An 18927-nucleotide genomic window follows, 5' to 3' on the forward strand; every position below is an offset into this window, starting at 1 on the left:
AATGCTGAAAAAACACCCTGTTGCCAGAGTGTTCCAGTTATCAGTTTTTAATCAATTTCTAAGCCGCCTGTATACAGTCTGTAGTAGACGCCTTTTTTCTCCATGAGCTCTGCGTGGTTACCACGTTCGACAATGCGGCCATGGTCCATAACCATAATGACATCAGAGTTGACAATCGTCGACAAGCGGTGGGCTATGACAAAGACGGTCCGGCCCTGCATGAGCTTGTCCATACCCTCTTGGACCATTTTCTCGGTCAAGGAATCGATAGAGGAAGTCGCCTCATCCAAAATCAGGACCGGAGCATTGGCTAGCGCTGCCCTGGCAATAGCAATCAGCTGACGTTGACCATTTGACAAGCCAGCCCCATCACCGCTAATCTGGGCGTCGTAGCCATTTTCCAAATGTTTGACAAAGCGGTCAACATTAGATAATTTTGCCGCAGCCAGTATCTCATCTCGACTGGCAGCTTCATTGCCATAGGCGATATTTTCCGCAATGGTCCCTTTAAAGAGGTGGGTATCCTGCAAGACAATGCCCAGGGATTTCCTCAGAGAAGCCTTATCAATCAAACGAATGTCAATGCCGTCGTAGGTAATCATGCCTGACTGGATCTCGTAAAAACGGTTAATGAGATTGGTAATAGTCGTTTTCCCAGCTCCTGTCGCTCCGATTGATCCCTTGGTCGATAATCGCCGCCATCAAAAAGGGAATGGATAGCTCGAACAGCACTTCAATCGTCATCGCCAAGAATGCCAAAATCGAGGGTCGCTTATAGTTACCAACATAGCCTAGTAGTATCTTATACATTACTCTCCTCCTTTATTATAATTGTCACTAACTATTATTATATTACTATTCAAGAAAATATTCAATGATTAACATGAAAATGACAGGAAAAAAAGCCGAACATTCTTGTTCAACTTTGCTCCTATCTATAATTCCTATCCCATTCTCCATCCTGGTCTTTCCTTGTATAGAAAAATTCAGACAGATTTGGATCATCCATGACCTTGAGAATTTCCAGCAAGTCATAGGCCAAATCCATTTGGGGTAAATCCGATTTTTTAACCCAACGGACTTCTCCTTCTTCCGTCGAGAGGAGTTGACCGGTAAATGCTGTCGCCTTGTAGAGAAAGACAATGTAACGATGCCCCTCCTTATCAGGCCAGTGCTTGGTCCCAACCAGCTGGGCATTCTGAATTGTCAGACCGGTTTCTTCATAGACCTCACGGACGACCGAATCATAAAATGGCTCATTTTCCTCAATGTGACCCCCTGGGAATGCAACGCCGGACCAACGATAACGATCGGGGTCGCGGATTTGTACCACCACATTTCCATCCTTGTCTTCAATGAGGCACATATTGGTCAGAGTAACGGTTTGCTTACGGGACATAGTTCACTCCTTTTATAATATATTCCTCATTATACCACAAAAGTCAAGGAAATCCCTCGGCTTTCTTAATTTCTTACCAACGTGGTTCTGCTTCAAAGGTCCATTTCCGGGTCCAAGAATGGCTCTGACCTGGCTGGATAGAAATGGTTTGGATGATTTCTGGGCTGACGATATGGTCCGTTGCCCATAGGAGGAGACTGGTTGGGGTGACGCTGTCCGTCCCAGTCACGCTAGCCTTAGCCCCTTTGTGCAAGAGTTTCCATGAAAACTCATCTCGGAGCGGAGCATTTTCCGTAGAAAGCACACTCAAAGACACATCGGTCTCACACTTGTCAAAGGCAATGGCCTTCCCGTCTGCTATGAAATTATTATGGTCATAGCTACCAAAACCCTCCAGGCGCTGGTCGCCCAAATCATACATGTCCGGCAGCTCCAGGCGGTAGTCAGGCGAAATAGCCATCCCATCGATACTGAGGAAATTATGGCAATATTCCTCGGTCACAATCTCCCGCTCGCCAACATTAGTGATGGTCGCCTCCAAAATCAGGTGATTGTCCTCTATCCGAATGGTCTTACGCACCTGAGCCGCAATACCCAAACAAGGCACCGCATCCGTCACAAAGTCCGCACTGGTCTCCGTGTGGCTAAAAGTCACAGGATAGGGCACAACCTCCTCATACTTGTGTTCAAACTGGTAGCCCAGGTCGCTGTCCTGCTTGATCAGACCCACTCCCAGCTTTGGAAAATAGTCTCCGACTGCAGCACATTGTGAAAAATCACCCGAAAACTCACAACACAGACCGCGGCCACCCGATGACAAGTGTCTCAGGTTCATGGGTTCATTGGCACAGAAATGCGTATCTCCGTCCAAAATGACATTAGAGATGAAACCAGCTCGGTCAAAGCGAAAAGTATCATTGGGCCGCTCGCCAGGCTCAGCAATCTCCACTCGCAGGCGATGATTGGTAAGGTAGATCATAAGAACCTCCGTGAATATTTTATAACATAATTATATATTAAATATCCACCTAAGACAATAGCCTACCCTACTTTTCCAAAATCATCCGATATTCTGTCCGTTCTTGGCCGAGATGGACCTGTTTGCTCACCCCATCAAAGCGAAAGCCGACTTTTTCATAGAAAGAAATAGCACGCGCATTTCCTTCCAGCACCCAGAGGCAAACTCTATCGTAGTCTTGCATTTTTTCCAGCGCAGCTTGGAGCAGTCGGTAGCCGACTTTCTGACCGTAGACATCCGCCAGCACATAGAGGGCGTATAGTTCGCCAGCATTTTCCAAATCCTCCGACATGGACTGACCATAGCAGGAGAAGCCTACTACCTGGTCATTTTCAAGAGCCACAAAAATCCTCTCTGGATAGCGAAAAGCAAAGTCTTGACAGTGTTCCAGCGTATAGGTATTTTGCAGAAAATCCTGCGGCAAGAGGTCTGCATATGCCTCCTGCCAAGCATTCCAATGAACATAGGCCTTGCCCATCTTTTCCTCGTCCGTCTGCATCGGTTTAATAATCATCACTATCGCCTCCTTTTGAGATAATTATACTTAAAAAAAGAAGCTAACACAAGGCCAACTTCTCATCTTCATTACGGATGCAAGCGATGCAACATACGTGGGAACGGAATGGCTTCACGGATGTGTTTTGTACCTGCAACGAAGGTTACCATACGTTCGATACCGATACCGAAACCACCGTGTGGTACTGAGCCGTACTTACGAAGGTCAAGGTAGAATTCGTATTCTGACTTGTCCATGCCGAGCTCATCCATCTTAGCCACCAAAGCATCGTAGTTGTCCTCACGCATAGAACCACCGATGATTTCACCGTATCCTTCTGGTGCCAAGAGGTCCGCACAAAGCACGCGCTCTGGATTGCCAGGAACTGGTTTCATGTAGAAGGCCTTGAAGCTTGCTGGATAGTTAACCACGAAAGTCGGTACACCAAAGTAGTTTGAAATCCAAGTTTCATGTGGTGAGCCAAAGTCATCTCCATGCTCGATGTGTTCGTAGTCTGTATCTTCATCAGCTTCGTGTTCTTGCAGAAGGGTAATGGCATCATCGTAAGCCACACGTTTGAATGGTTCTGCAATGTAGCGTTTGAGAGCATCTACATCACGCTCAAGAGTTTCCAAGGCTTGCGGAGCACGGTCGATAACACCTTGGATCAAGGCTTTGACATAAGCTTCTTGCAGGTCAAGTGACTCTTCATGGCTGAGGAATGAATACTCGGCATCCATCATCCAGAACTCCGTCAAGTGACGGCGAGTTTTTGATTTTTCCGCACGGAAAACCGGACCGAAGTCGAAAACACGACCAAGGGCCATAGCACCAGCTTCAAGGTAAAGCTGACCTGATTGACTGAGATAAGCTGGTTGACCAAAGTAGTCTGTTTCAAACAATTCTGTCGAATCTTCTGCAGCATTTCCTGACAAGATTGGGCTATCAAACTTGATAAAGCCATTCTTTTCAAAGAATTCATAGGTCGCATAGATGATGGCGTTACGGATTTGCTGGATAGCAACCTGTTTACGCGAACGCAACCAGAGATGACGATTGTCCATCAGGAAGTCTGTACCATGTTCTTTAGGCGTAATTGGATAATCTTGTGACTCACCAATCACTTCAAGGTCTGTCACATCCAACTCGTAACCAAACTTAGAACGCTCATCTTCCTTGACAATCCCTGTCACATAAACAGAGGTTTCTTGGCTAAGGCGTTTTGCTACATCGAACTTCTCCGCACCAGCTTCTTCGCCGAATTTTTCAATAAAGTTTGGCTTGAAAGCAACAGCTTGGAAGAAGGCTGTTCCGTCACGCAATTGCAGGAAGGCTAACTTGCCCTTGCCTGATTTGTTGGCAACCCAGGCACCGATGGTCACTTCTTGACCTACATAATCTTTTACTTGGTTGATGGTAATCAATTTTCTAGACATTTTTTTCCTCTTTTTATTTTTTCATAAACGTATGTAGTCGAGCCACTGCTTCTTTGAGCGTGTCCATATCTGTCGCATAGCTGAGGCGGATATTCTCAGGAGCTCCAAAACCAGCACCTGTCACCAAGGCCACGCCCACTTCTTCCAGGATAGCTGTGGTAAATTCAGTCACATCTGCGTAGCCCTTCATTTCCATAGCTTTTTTGACATTTGGGAAGAGGTAGAAGGCACCTTCTGGCTTGATAACCTCAAAACCTGGTACTTCTGCCAGCAAGGGATAAATGGTATTGAGTCGTTCTTCAAAGGCCTGACGCATGGTTTCGACCGTATCTTGCGGGCCTGTAAAGGCTTCGATGGCCGCATACTGAGCAGCAGTTGTTAAGTTTGACGTCGTTTGTCCGACAATCTTACTCATGGCCGCAATAATCTCAGGATTACCAACCGCAAAGCCAACCCGCCAACCTGTCATGGCATAGGCCTTGGCCACCCCATTGACAACAATAGTCTGCTGACGAATGCTTTCTGAAATGCTTGAAATCGGTGTGAAGCTATTTCCATTATAGACCAAACGGCCATAAATATCGTCTGCCAAGATGAGAATGTCGTGTTCCACAGCCCAGTTTCCAATAACTTCCAATTCCTCACGACTGTAAATCATACCTGTCGGATTGGACGGGCTGTTGAGCAAGAGGACCTTGGTCTTGTCTGTTCGAACCGCTTCCAACTGGTCAACCGTCACCTTGAAATTATGGTCTTCTGTGGCAGTGACAAAAACTGGCACTCCTTCGTTCATCTTGATCTGGTCGGCATAGGAAACCCAGTAAGGTGTTGGAATCAGCACCTCATCACCCGGATTGATAACCGCTGCAAAGAAGGCATAGAGGATAAACTTAGCACCCGTTCCCAGCACAACCTGATTGCGCTCAATGGAGTAGCCGTAAAATCGCTCAAAATACGTATTGACCGCATCTTTCAACTCTGGCAAACCAGATGCCACCGTGTAAAAGCTGGCCTTGCCATTTTCGATAGACTGAATGGCTGCTTCTTGGATATTCTTAGGAGTGAAAAAATCTGGCTCTCCCAAGGTCAACTCCAAAATATCGCGTCCCTGCGCTTTCAAGGCCTTGGCACGCGCACCAGCCGCCAAGGTCACACTTTCTTCCATTTCCAAAACGCGGTTTGATAGCTTACTCATAAGCCCTCCTTTTTGATAAAGTCTCCAGTTTTAAAATCAATGTTATAATAGGCCGTCCCTGACTTGATTTCCCAAATAGGCTTGCCCTCCCGCATGCCGATAATCGCGCGGTCAATCTGGCCGGCTCCCTGCTCTTGGGCAATGGTCTCAGCCTGGGCTTGGGCAACGCCGTCAGATAGTTTGTAAACATAAACTTGGGTGGTTTGGTCTGACACTAGGATCGCCAGCTCTTGTCCATCAGAATCCGTCCCTAAGACGGTATGAAAGTCGTCCACACCTCGGTAGGAGCTAATCTTTTCAATGGTTTCCAACTGGACTGCTTGACGGGCCAGATTCTCTGCCCTCTCACTTGCCTGGGCATAGGGACTGCTGGCCATTTCCAAAATCAGGAGTATAGAAAATGTCAAAACCGTCAGGATAACTGCTGAACCAATCAAGAATTGTTGACCTAAGGTCAGGCTAATCCAAGGTTCACGTGATGTTTTCGCCATAATAGGAATATTATACTACAAGTTGCCACATATTGCTAATTGAATCCGAAAATTCTGCAAAAAAACTTCAGCTAAAATTCGATATGGGAAAATGCGCTCAAAATCTTGTCAGAATCAGCTTTTTCAGCCATCAAATTTCTTGCCAAAGGAACTAGTTATTGATAAAATATACTTATGAATAAAGTAGAAAACTCTCTAAAAGAAAATCAGCATGCCCTACATAGTTTAGTTGTCTTTCGTCGCGCTGCCAATACTATTAGCAGACAGGAGACAGATATCATCAGAAAACATGGATTAACCGTTGGCCAATTTGGCGTGATGGAAGCACTTTACAATAAGGGGAATTTACGCATCCAGGATTTGATTGATAAGCTGCTCAGCACTTCTGGCAACATGACGGTAGTCATTCGGAATATGGTCCGTGATGGCTATATATTCAAGACCCAGGATGAAAGTGATAAGCGGGCTTCCTTGATTGGTTTGACTCCTTTCGGTCGGGAAACGATTGAGAAGGTTTTGCCGGAACACTATGCTCATGTTGGAAAAATTTTCTCTGTTTTGAGCCAGGAAGAACAGGATTTATTGGCCGATTTACTAAAAAGATTCAAATTCATAGACAAAAATGTTGCTAATTAGTGATTTATGTGTTATGATAGTCACATCAAGTAATTAAGGAGTTACATTATCTCAAACATTTTATTTTTAGTTGGTTCTCTTCGTGAAGGTTCATTCACTGCTCAATTGGCTCAAGCTGCTGAAAAAGCGCTTGAAGGTAAAGCAACTGTATCTTACCTTGATTGGAAAGAAATTCCTGTATTCTCACAAGATTTGGAAGCTGATGCTCCTGCATCTGTAAAAGCTGCGCGTGAAGCAGTTGTTGCTGCTGACGCTATCTGGATTTTCTCACCAGTTTACAACGCTGCTATCCCTGGTTCAGTGAAAAATGTTCTCGATTGGCTCAGCCGTGCACTTGATTTGTCAGATCCACGTGGTGCATCTGCTCTTCATGAAAAAGTGGCAACAGTATCTATCACTTCATTTGCACACCAAGAAGATGCAGCTGTTCAATACCGTGCACTTCTTCCATTCATCCGCACAAACTTCGTAGATGAATTGACATTTGCAACAAACGGCGCTCCAGTTGATGAAGAACAATTGGCTAAACAAGTTGACGCAGTTCTCGCTGCAATTAACTAATTCGCAAGCCTCCCTACAACAAGAACCTGTATTCACAAGCTAAATATGTTGAGCTGCAAATACATGTTCTAAGTCTATTTCGCAGGAGATAGGCTTTTCTTTTTTACTCAAAAAGTCCTAGGTTCTTAACTTCCTAGGACTGCTGCTTTTATCTGAATAGATTTTATGTGCTTGAATTTGGACTAACCCAGATTTTTTGCGACAATATCCGCCGTCGAACTGATTTTCTGACGTCTTCTGGTCCTATTTCCTAGTTATTTTATAGCAGAATGGGGAAAGATTCTCAATACGCATATTCCATAGAATAGACAAGGCACCCAGATTCTGGGTGCCTATCTATTTTCTACTTCCAAACAGGTCTGCTATCTGGCCTACAAGTGGGAGGTGAGAAGATGCAATATAAACCAATCATTCGACTAGTGGTGGGAATGTAGGTCCAGATAAAGACCATGTAGGATAGTTGGAAAGCATAAGGATTACTCTTCTCTTCTGCGAGCTGTGCCTGCTATGGCAAGGGCAGCTAGGAAGAGGCTAGCACCAATTGCAGTCACTGCATGTGAATCGCTGGTACCAGTATTTGGCAATTGAGCCGTACCAGGGCTAGCTGGTTGTGCAGGTCCTGCTGGGCTCGGTTGAGCTGGAGTTGTTGGAACTTCTGGCTCAACTGGAGTCTCAGGCTTGACAGGTGTCACAACAATCGGTCTACTTGGTCGAGCTGGTGGGCTCGGAATGTAGTTGATTGGTGTATCTTGACCTGGATTTCCTGGGATAGGAGGCGCAATGTAGCCCTTGGTTGGATCACTTGGATCTACTGGCTGCAATGGTACTCCTCCTGGGCCGACAGGGATATAACCCGGAACATGCGGAATAGATGGTAGATCTGTACCTGGTTTGCCTGGGTCAGTCGGATGATTCGGATATGGAATCGGAGTAGATGGCTGACCTGGAATGTTTGGTACATAGCTTCCAATTGGTACATAAGTGTAGACAACACTTGTACCGCCTGCTGGAATCTTACCAGAAGCATTGCTTGGTACTTCCTTGAGCAGATAGCCCTTGATGATCTCAGGGGTGGTCGTGTAATCATCACCAACCTTACCTGGAATGGACTTGCTTGGAATCAAATCATTGCCCTTGTCATCCACATAGCGCACGGTCACGCTAGCGTCTTGTGGAATGTACTTGATAACAGTATCTTCACCTGGCTTGCTTGGTACAGGTGGCAGGTAGTTACCGTCTGGACCCTTAGGCAATTCTTTACCATCTGGTCCTACAGGGATGTAGCCTGGAACGACTGGCACAACACCTGTCGGAATACCTGGTTTACCTGGGTCTGTCGGATGGTTCGGATACGGAATTGGTGGCACTGGGTCGTGACCCTCTGGCAATTCTGGTACCCATGAACCGAGTTTATTGTAAACATAGACAACGGTTGTACCTTCTGCTCCCACCTTGCCCTTGCTGTTAGCAGGGATTTCAGTTAGATAGTAGCCCTCAATCACCTGTGGAGTGGTGGTGTAGTCATCACCGACCTTGACTTCCTTGCTTTCTGTTGGACGCAGGTCTGCACCCGTATCGTCCACATACTTGACAGTCAGGCTAACAGTGTTTGGAACATACTCGATAACCGTATCTTCACCTGGCTTGCTTGGTACAGGCGGAAGCTCATAACCTCCATCTGGACTTGGTTCCAATGGAATGGTTTGTCCAGGGTTATTTGGATCTGGGTAGACAGGAATGGTTCCAGGTATAGCTGGAATAGTCGGCACTTCTGTACCTGGCTTGGTCGGATCCTCCGGATCACGTGGGTAGGTCACAGGCGGCACAGGTTTAGTACCCGGTGGCACGACTGGTTTCCATTGGCCAAGAAGTGTGTAGGTCACGACTTCATTGATGTCTTCATCCTCAGCCTTGACGGTGCTTGCTGGCACTTCGAGCTTGTCTACCAGGTGGTTGTCCTTGAGCGGTGAAGTCACTTTTTCAAAGGTTTGATCAGCAGACCAGTCACCGTAGGTAATGGCACCAGTTACGATGTTAACCTTAGCTGTACGCTTGAAGGTCTTGGTTTCTTTGATTTCCTCAAAGACAGTATTACCTTTGGTATCCACATAAGAAATGGTACGCGTCACTTCTTCAGTCGTCACAAGATCTCTGACAGAATCTGGCCATTTCGGTCCGTCAGGATTGTTCGGATCAACTGGCTCACCTGGTTTAGGCGTTGGTGTATTTGGATCATCTGGATTGATGTCCACCGTCCGCTCTACCAATTCGTAGACAAAGGTGTTGGACTTCAGATCTGGTCCAAATGTGCCGTCCTTATCGTAATTATCCTTGTTGGTAACTATGTAGCCCAGGTTTTCGTACATGGTAACAATGCTGGATACATCCATGCCCAGCTTATCGCCAGTCTTACCAGACAGGTCAATGGTCACCTTGGTCACGGGATTTTCAGGAACTGTCACGTCCACAAAGCTAATCTTACCAACTTGCTCAACCGGTTTGTAGGTAATCGGCGTTGGCTGGCTTGGATCCTTCGGTTTCGGTGGAATATAGTTGCCATCGTCATCCTTAGGCAATTCATTACCATCAGGGTCTACTGGTACATAGCCTGGATAGTCTGGGACCGTTGGAATTGGATTGTTTGGATCCTCTTCATTTGGTCTGGTTGGTTTTGGATCCGCAGGCTTGGTCGGATCGTTCGGATCGTTTTCATACGGAATGTCTGGAACTGGGTCATTTCCTGGAGGCGGTGTGACGGTCCAGCTAGACAGTTTCTTGTAGGTCACGACTTCGCTGATATCAGTCGTAGTTTCCGTAGCGGTCACATCCTCCGCAGTTGTGCTAGCCTCTACCTTGTCACCGTTCTTAGTCGCTGCAATAGCCACATAGCCGTCAATGACTGGCAATGGATTTCCTTCCAGAACAGCGTCGCCATCCTTGGCTTCCCAATCCGTGTAAGTCACTTGCTTGATTACGAAGTTGTAGCTACCTGTCCGCTCGAAGGTCACTGTTGTAGTCTTGCCTTCTGGAGCTGTTACAGTCTCGCCCTCTGGACTTTCGACCACATAGGACACCTTACGAGTAATGGTGCGAGAAACATCTTCCCACTTCGGTCCATCAGGATTATTCGGATCGACAGGATCACCTGGATTTGGATTGTTTGGATCATCCGGTGAATTTGGATCTTCTGGCACAATGGTAGCTGTTTTCTCAACGATAGAGAAGACAAAGCTGTCATGGTGTTCTGGATCATCAGAATAAGTCTTGGTCGCCGCATAATCATTTTCATTGGTGACCACATAGCCTGCCATCTCATAGTCTTTGACCAATGGAGTTGGGTCATAGCCAAACTGGTCACCGCTCTTACCTGTCAACGGAATAGTTGTTAGCTCCACAGGCGCAACTGGATTTGTCTTATTGACAAATGTGATGCTGGCTTTTTGGGCAACTGGTTTGTAAGTGATCTCTGTTGGTTTTGTTGGGTCAGTTGGTTTCGGTGGAATATAGTTACCATCTGGATCCTTAGGCAATTCATTACCATCAGGGTCTACTGGTACATAACCTGGATAGTCTGGAACCGTTGGAATTGGATTGTTTGGATCCTCTTCATTTGGTCTGGTTGGTTTTGGATCCGCAGGCTTGGTCGGATCGTTCGGATCGTTTTCATACGGAATGTCTGGAACTGGGTCATTTCCTGGAGGCGGTGTGACGGTCCAGCTAGACAGTTTCTTGTAGGTCACGACTTCGCTGATATCGGTCGTAGTTTCCGTAGCGGTCACATCCTCCGCAGTTGTACTAGCCTCTACCTTGTCACCGTTCTTAGTCGCTGCAATAGCCACATAGCCGTCAATGACTGGCAATGGATTTCCTTCCAGAACAGCGTCGCCATCCTTGGCTTCCCAATCCGTGTAAGTCACTTGCTTGGTTACGAAGTTGTAGCTACCTGTCCGCTCGAAGGTCACTGTTGTAGTCTTACCTTCTGGAGCTGTTACAGTCTCGCCCTCTGGACTTTCGACCACATAGGACACCTTACGAGTAATGGTGCGAGAAACATCTTCCCACTTCGGTCCATCAGGATTATTCGGATCCACTGGCGTACCTGGGGTCTGCGGATTATCCGGAGTGGTTGTGACAACCTTCTCTCTAAACACAACTGTGTACTCCTGTGTACTGGTTGTATCACGGTCAAATGTCGCATTCGTTGGGAAGTTGTCTTGCACCAATTCATAGCCACGTTCCTTAATCAAGGCAATGGTATCTGCTGTGCTGTATACAATTGGTTGATCTGCTAGACCAGTTACTTCATCAGCTGGAGAGAGAACCTTATTGCTGCCTTCTTCCAAGTATTGGATGACTGCCTTCTGTTCAAGGGCCTTGTAAGTAATAACTGTTGGCTGAGTTGGGTCAGTCGGTACTGGTGGGATGTAGTTTCCATCTGGATCCTTAGGCAATTCATTTCCATCTGGTCCAACTGGGACATAGCCATCCACTTTCGGAATTGCTGGGGTCGGAGTTGGATCCGCCGGCTTGGTTGGGTCGGTCGGATGGTTGCCGTAAGGAATTGGTGGAACTGGGTCTGTACCTGATGGTGGAGTGATGGTCCAAGAGCTGAGGGCCTTGTAAACGACAATCTCATCCACATTATCAGTCGTAGCACTTGCTTCAATGGCTTCTGCCGTTGCACTTGGTGATACTGTCTGGCTATTTCTAGTTGCGGTGACAGCCACATAACCGGTCACCAATGGTAGTGTCTGGCCTTCCAGAGTCGAATCGCCATCCTTAGCTACCCAATCCGTGTAGGTCACTTGTTTGGTCACGTGGTTGTAGCTACCAGTCCGTTCGAAGGTGACTGAATTGGTCTTGGTTTCGGTAGTCGGAGCTGGTTGACCATCGACAGTATCCAGTTTGTAAGCTACTGTACGAGTGATGGTCTTGGTCACTTCTTCCCAACGTGGTCCGTCTGGATTAGTCGGATCGACTGGCGTGCCTGGGGTCTGTGGATTATCCGGAGTGGTTGTGACAACCTTCTCTCTAAACACAACTGTGTACTCCTGTGTACTGGTTGTATCACGGTCAAATGTCGCATTCGTTGGGAAGTTGTCTTGCACCAATTCATAGCCACGTTCCTTAATCAAGGCAATGGTATCTGCTGTGCTGTATACAATTGGTTGATCTGCTAGACCAGTTACTTCATCAGCTGGAGAGAGAACCTTATTGCTGCCTTCTTCCAAGTATTTGATGACTGCCTTCTGTTCAAGGGCCTTGTAAGTAATAACTGTTGGCTGAGTTGGGTCAGTCGGTACTGGTGGGATGTAGTTACCATCTGGATCCTTAGGCAATTCATTTCCATCTGGTCCAACTGGGACATAGCCATCCACTTTCGGAATTGCTGGGGTCGGAGTTGGATCCGCCGGCTTGGTTGGGTCGGTCGGATGGTTGTCGTAAGGAATTGGTGGAACTGGGTCTGTACCTGTTGGAGGAGTGATGGTCCAAGAGCTGAGGGCCTTGTAAACGACAATCTCATCCACATTATCTGTCGTAGCACTTGCTTCAATGGCTTCTGCCGTTGCGCTTGGTGTTACTGTCTGGTTATTTCTAGTTGCGGTGACAGCCACATAACCAGTCACCAATGGTAGTGTCTGGCCTTCCAGAGTCGAATCGCCATCCTTAGCTACCCAATCCGTGTAGGTCACTTGTTTGGTCACGTGGTTGTAGCTACCAGTCCGTTCGAAGGTGACTGAATTGGTCTTGGTTTCGGTAGTCGGAGCTGGTTGACCATCGACAGTATCCAATTTGTAAGCCACTGTACGAGTGATGGTCTTGGTCACTTCTTCCCAACGTGGTCCGTCTGGATTATTCGGATCCACTGGCGTACCTGGGGTCTGTGGATTATCTGGGGTGGTTGTAGTCGTTTTTTGAACCAATTCAAATATAAACTCTTGAGGCACATCTTTTTCTGTATCGTACAGAGTCGCTGGACTGTAAGAATGTTTATTGGTTACTTGATAGCCAGCTTTTTCATATAAGTTCACTAGAGGAGTGACATCATAACCAATCTCCTCACTAGATTTGCCAGAGAGTGTGATGGTATTTAATTCATTCCTAGCTTGTGGATTTGTTACATCAACAAAGCGAATAATTGCCTCTTGTTTGTCTTTTTGATAAGTAACAACTTCCACAATATCTGGAGCTTCTGCCTCAACAGTACGAGGGTTTTCAGTGACTATCGCCTCAGCTACAAGGGAATCCGATGTGGCCCCTTTGATAGAATAACCTGCTATGGTTGGCAATGGATTTCCTGCTAATTCCTTGTCACTATTAACCGCCTCCCAAGAACCTAGGTTAACCGCTCCTGTTACCAAATTAACTGTAGCAGTTCTCGTAAAGCTAACTGTATCTTCAAATGAAGGCGATAGAGGTGCTCCCGCTTCATCTACATAAGAAATAGTCCGCTTCACTTCATCTTTGGTTACAATTCCACTAACTGAATCCGGCCACTTCGGTCCATCTGGATTATTCGGATCGACTGGCGTACCTGGTGTTGGTGGATTTGATGGATCGACAGGAACTACTCTTTCCGTCAAATGGTAAATAAACTCATCATGACTATTTGGATCTGGAGAGAATAAACCTTCCTTGTCATAATTTGAAATATCACTGACTTCATAGCCTTGCTGTCTAAATTCTTCAATAATCGCTGCTGTATCAACTGTAAATTTATCACCTGTTTTACCAGTCAACGGAATCTCTCTAACAAGCACTTCTTGACTAGGATCCGTTACATTGATAAAGCTAATTTTACCAAGCTGTGCATCCGGAGTATAAACAACAATCTCCGTAATATTATTATCAAGATGAGTGACCGTTTTATTGCGTGTTGTTGAAAGTGGCAAGACTTCCTCATCATTTGCAGTCGCCTTAGTTGCAGTGTAGCCTAGTACATCTGGTAAAGCATGACCCTCTAAAGTCGCATCGCCATCCTTAGCTACCCAATTCGTATAGGTAATCTGATTGCTTACAAAATTATAAGTACCAGTGCGTTCAAAGGTAACGGTATTGGTCTGACTGCTAGTTCCTGGTGCTTCTGGTCCATCAACTGTGTTCAATTTGTAGGAAACTGTACGAGTGATGGTCTTGGTTACTTCCTCCCAACGAGGACTATCCGGAATGCTTGGATCCACTTGATCACCTGGAGTCTTCGGTTGATCTGGAGTTGTGACAGTTGTTTTAGGACGGAATAAAATATCCCAGTTCTGAACTCGCGCCGTATCCGTATCAAAGCTCTTATTCGCTTCGTTTGCGAATCCATCCTCAACCAGTTCATAGCCACGCGCTATAATTTCAGCAATTTTGGCAGCTGTTGTATAAGTAATTGGTGCAGAAGAGTAACCAATCTCCTGATCTTTAGCCAACTCTGGTCCATCAACGACCCTGTATGTAAATGTCGCTAATTGCTTATCATGTTCACGATAGACAATCGTAATGGTTTCATCCACTGCCTCAGCAGGAACATCTCTGCGCTCCGCCACCTCAAGTTGACTTGCTGTATAATTTGTAATGACTGGAGAAGTTACCAGTGGGAAATCATTATCCGTAGATTCCCAAGGACTGTAGGAAATTTCCCCTGTCAATGGGTTTGCTGTTGCTGTGCGTGTGTATTCAAGAACCTTTTCAACACTGGTACTTGCTTCACGACCATCTGCATAAACATAATGAATGGTCCGCTTAACCGTTTCTTTCAGCTCATCTTCAGGGACGTCAATAACCTTAGGTACATAGGTAGTGGATACTTTTGTACCGTTGACATCCGCAATCGTAATGGTAACACCATTAGCTAGTCCAACAAAATCTGGCTCTGGGGTAAAGGTAATCGTGCCATCACCATTCAAGCGATAAACACCCTCACCAGCCACTTGCACACTGTCTACTTCCTGACCTTGTTGATTGATAAGTTTGCGACTATCAGGATTTAAGGCCACAACTTCTGTAGCTGGATCATATACCTTATTACCATCCAAATCAATCTGCCCAGCAGTAAAGAAGTCACTCCTAGAAGTTTGCTCAGCTCCTTTTAGGCCGTAAGTCTTATCTGGATCAGCAATTGGGCGAACTTCAATGACATTTGGTGAATAAGTTGTTACAACCGTGCTACCATTACTATCTGCTTGACGAACATTAACTGGGGTCGGACTGCCATAGTAATTCGGTAACGGTGTAAAGGTGATACTACCATCCGGATTTAAGACATAGCTACCCTGATCAGGTACGTCTACCCTTGTAGCTGGCTGACCACTTGCATCAAGCAAGGTCAAGCTACTTGGTACCAATTCACCTACACCATCAATTGCAGAACCTTTAGTAAAGGTCGGACGACCAGTTTGCTGTTTTCCTTGCAAACCAACAGAAGTCGCAGCAACTGCTGATGGACTCAGTGGCGTAATTGTAGGGGTGTAGGTAGCTGTTGCAGCAGAGCCATTGACATCCTTGGATTGTACAGTTACAGGCAATAAACTACCAATATAGCGTTTCCCTTCATCGTTTGGTGTATAAGTTACTGTGCCATCCGTGCTAGAAATCCTATACTCACCTACAGCTGTACGGACACCCTTGACCATGGCATAGGCAGTTGTAGCATCAACAGGATTAGAGCTATCATCCAATAACTTCGTTGTATTTGGATCCATAGGGACTTGGGCACCTGTGGAAATTGTTCCAGGAACGAAAGTTGGTCTTCCTGTCTGGACAGCACCTTGGACAGCACTCGAAGTCGCATCAACTCCACTAGGAACAACAGCAACCACATGAGGAATATAGCGACCATCCATAGTATTGGTCTGTTCTGAAATATTCGCAATTCCATGAACATCCGTAGTCGCCGTCCAACCTGTTGTATAGGCTGCCGTACCAGCCTTATCTACTACTGTTCCTGTCCGGCGAATAGTGATACCCTTAGCCTGTTTGACGATACTACCATCCGTCCGCTTGGTGACAAAATTCTCTTCCGGAATAAATTCAACATCTACATTCTTGCCATTAGCAGTTATCTTATACCTACCCTCTCCTGGCACAACATAATAACCATCAACTAACTCACTATCCTGTACTAATTGACCGTCTTCTTTGACGATTGAAGGAGGGATTGTTTCATCGATTTTTGCAGCTGTACTTTCGTAAGCATTCCTGCCATAAGCAAAAAATTCTACAGTAGCTCTCTGGGTTTCCCCTTGGCTAGCAGTGGTTTCTTTTTTAGTACCGCGCGGTGGGTGGGTTAATTGAACTTGGAAGTCCTCCACCTCACCAGACAAGGCTGTCAAATGTGGGGTTAAAATATCATTTCTATCAACCGCTATACGGACACGAACACCTAACTTCGTTAAGTCTGTATCCGTAATTTGTGGAATTCCAGTAAAGTTTAAGGTATAGGTTTTAGCCGATGTTACTTCGACCACTCCAGACGCTTCTCCTTCATCGAAAATTCCATTGTTATTAAAATCAATCCATCCCTGCATATGTGCTTTGGGATTACCATTTGCAGAAGCTTGTAATTTCAGTTCATAGCTACCATTAGTAGAATGGTGAAGGGTGTAATTATTGTTATTCTTCGCCGCGTCACTTGCCCCCAAGAGCTGAATAGGTCCTTCATCCCACTGGTTGATTAACTCATCACGATACCATGGAGCAGCGTCAGCTGGAATAGCCTCTGGCACAAAATCCAAATCAGCCATAACTGTTCCAAGGAATGGGTTCTTATCCGCAACATTGAGGTTAAGGGCGTGTTTACCTTCCCCATATGAGGCTGGAGCATCCCCTTCATCATAGACCATGACCCCAATCATGGCAGACTGTCTACCCAATGAAGTGATAAACATCCCTACTTCTGAAGCATTTTTAGTGAGCAAGATAGGGGTCGAATATTCCTCATTCGGAGATACTGTAGATTTCCTACGGTTTGTTACTGGTCCAAAAACCTTAGTACCTAACCCATCTACCAGGGTCATATTTCCCTCTGTTAAGGTTTGTCCTGCAGTTGCAATGGTTTCTGACGTGCCAACATTGACATAGTCCAAAGCATCAAAACGTGCCGCCCAATTGTTGGGGATAGTGACATCTTCAAATCTATTTCTATCTTTGAAGTAGCCCGTCGTGATAGGACTGTAGGATGACAAGGTCAAATCGTTGGAAAGTTCTCCAAGTAGTTCAAAATTTTCTCCATTGGTCGTGAAAATGACAAGTTCTTCCCTCTTAGCTTCTTCTGCCTCCATCAAAACAAAGTTGATTGGGACAGAATTTCCTAGATAGGTTGCTGAACCTCGGAAGATCACCCCTACATTTCCTCCATCCTTGTGGGATTGGAGAGTAACGGCTTTTTCACCAAAGTTCAGACCTTGTCTTGCTGCTTGCGACCAAGTTGGATCTTGCTTCACCGCAATAATTTCAGCCTGCTCGCCAGTTCTAATGATATGGTTTTTTCGGTTCGCATCGAAATACTGTTCTCGATCTGTTCCAGCAATCCGCTCTTTATAGATTTCAGTTGCTTCGAAAGGTTTTAAGCCAATGACTTCCAACGTCACTTCATATCCTGGAGCAATGACTTTCTTGTATTTTGTACCAATTCGAAGCGAAGGAGCTAATTTATTACCGTCAGCTTGGTTTGGAGCAGTACCCGTTCCTGAAATCGTACTGGCATCCGAAAAATCAATCCAGGTAATCTGGTTAAGCAACTTATCCCTACTAAAACCTTGATAATTTTTGAAATTTTGATTACCTGAAAAAGCAGTTCTATTCTCCGCAGGAATAGCCCTAAACCCACTCGTACCTTCCGCATTGCCACCGTCTGTCGGTTGGTCGACTTGACCGTTGGCTGCTGGTGGCACTGTTGCCCTAAAGCCTGTATAGCCTTCTGTTACTACCTTGGTTTCTGGGACAGCTACAGGGCGCACTGAAAAAGCTACTGGGTTGGCCTGGCCTTCGTGGACGGTGGCGGTCACGTTGGTCTTGGCTGGGTCTGACAGCTCATAGCCCTTCGGCAGGTAGTCAGCTGTGACAGTCACTTCTGCGCTAGCCTTTTCCTCAGTAGTGGTGACGATGGTCGCCTGTGGTTTGCCCTTGCCGACCTCTTCCTTTGTGGTTTCTTCCACATAGGAGGCATGGTAGACGATACCTGCTTGACGTTCGACAGGCACTTCCACCTCTGGTGCAGCTGGTGCTTGTGGCGCGACTGGCTCAGCAGTTACTTCTGGGACAACTTCCGCAGGTGCTACTGGAGCTTCAAGGACAGGTGCTTCTGGCTCTGGACTTGGCAAGCTTTCCACCACGGGAACTTCTGGCACTTCTACTGGAAGCTCAGCTGGTGGCGTCTCTGGGACTGGAACTTCTACCGCTGGCTGGGTAGAAAGGTCGATTTCCTCCGCCTGGGCCAATGGACCTGTCGCTAGACTGGCAATGGCAACACCAAGCAAAACACTGGCAGCACCGAAATGGTACTTACGAATGGAGAAACGCTGGCGCAGACTATACCAGTCAAAACCACGATTCCTCCGATTAGTTTTATTTGACATTGCAAACCCTCCTCTATATATTATTTTGTTTATTAAAACAATTTAAAGATAGCATATAGTTTTGTATAAATCAAGAATTTTTATGTTACTATAAGTATCTCTAATAGGTTATATATATTTGTATTTTGTTAGAATGG

At 46.0% G+C, this 18927-nt stretch carries 10 protein-coding genes and 1 pseudogene; 2 read left to right on the forward strand and 9 right to left on the reverse strand.

Annotation, left to right across the window (positions count from 1 at the left end; translation table 11 throughout):
- Positions 1-47: 47 nt before the first annotated feature.
- The 8 genes and pseudogenes from ACHBIF_RS00685 to ACHBIF_RS00720 form a co-directional block, all read right to left on the reverse strand.
- Positions 48-674, reverse strand: a pseudogene (locus tag ACHBIF_RS00685) (ABC transporter ATP-binding protein); the annotation flags it as partial.
- Positions 628-810 (reverse strand): hypothetical protein, encoded by a 183-nt coding sequence (locus ACHBIF_RS00690; protein WP_172023045.1) that lies wholly within the window; start codon positions 808-810, stop codon positions 628-630. The pseudogene ACHBIF_RS00685 and the gene ACHBIF_RS00690, both read right to left, overlap by 47 nt.
- Positions 811-931: 121 nt before the next feature.
- Positions 932-1399, reverse strand: coding sequence for an 8-oxo-dGTP diphosphatase (locus ACHBIF_RS00695; RefSeq protein ID WP_105110492.1), 468 nt, complete (start codon positions 1397-1399; stop codon positions 932-934).
- Positions 1400-1472: 73 nt separating this feature from the next.
- Positions 1473-2378 carry a hypothetical protein gene (locus tag ACHBIF_RS00700; RefSeq protein ID WP_394717974.1) on the reverse strand — a complete coding sequence of 302 codons (906 nt, stop codon included), beginning with the start codon at positions 2376-2378 and terminating at the stop codon, positions 1473-1475.
- Positions 2379-2445: 67 nt separating this feature from the next.
- The gene (locus ACHBIF_RS00705; RefSeq protein WP_394717976.1) at positions 2446-2931 is read right to left on the reverse strand and encodes a GNAT family N-acetyltransferase; all 486 of its coding nucleotides are present in this window, start codon (positions 2929-2931) and stop codon (positions 2446-2448) included.
- A 71-nt stretch (positions 2932-3002) separates the two neighbouring features.
- Positions 3003-4349 carry an asparagine--tRNA ligase gene (asnS, locus tag ACHBIF_RS00710; protein ID WP_014638198.1) on the reverse strand — a complete coding sequence of 449 codons (1347 nt, stop codon included), beginning with the start codon at positions 4347-4349 and terminating at the stop codon, positions 3003-3005.
- Positions 4350-4362: 13 nt separating this feature from the next.
- Entirely contained in the window at positions 4363-5544 is a 1182-nt protein-coding gene (locus tag ACHBIF_RS00715; RefSeq protein WP_394717978.1) for a pyridoxal phosphate-dependent aminotransferase, read from the reverse strand.
- Positions 5541-6035 (reverse strand): DUF5590 domain-containing protein, encoded by a 495-nt coding sequence (locus ACHBIF_RS00720; RefSeq protein ID WP_394717980.1) that lies wholly within the window; start codon positions 6033-6035, stop codon positions 5541-5543. Before ACHBIF_RS00720 ends, ACHBIF_RS00715 begins: the two co-directional genes overlap by 4 nt.
- A gap of 174 nt (positions 6036-6209) precedes the next feature.
- On the opposite strand from ACHBIF_RS00720, the gene ACHBIF_RS00725 reads away from it, so the two are divergent.
- Positions 6210-6671, forward strand: a complete 462-nt coding sequence (locus ACHBIF_RS00725) for a MarR family winged helix-turn-helix transcriptional regulator (RefSeq protein WP_394717982.1) — start codon at positions 6210-6212, stop codon at positions 6669-6671.
- Between the two features lie 48 nt (positions 6672-6719).
- On the forward strand, positions 6720-7232 hold the full coding sequence (locus ACHBIF_RS00730; protein ID WP_172023033.1) for an NAD(P)H-dependent oxidoreductase: 513 nt from the start codon (positions 6720-6722) through the stop codon (positions 7230-7232).
- 476 nt (positions 7233-7708) lie between these two features.
- Here ACHBIF_RS00730 and ACHBIF_RS00735 read toward each other — a convergent pair whose 3' ends face one another.
- Positions 7709-18790 carry a MucBP domain-containing protein gene (locus tag ACHBIF_RS00735; RefSeq protein ID WP_394717984.1) on the reverse strand — a complete coding sequence of 3694 codons (11082 nt, stop codon included), beginning with the start codon at positions 18788-18790 and terminating at the stop codon, positions 7709-7711.
- Between the last annotated feature and the right edge of the window lie 137 nt (positions 18791-18927).

The organism is Streptococcus sp. A11, from assembly GCF_043674225.1.
GTDB classification, from domain to species: domain Bacteria; phylum Bacillota; class Bacilli; order Lactobacillales; family Streptococcaceae; genus Streptococcus; species Streptococcus suis_V.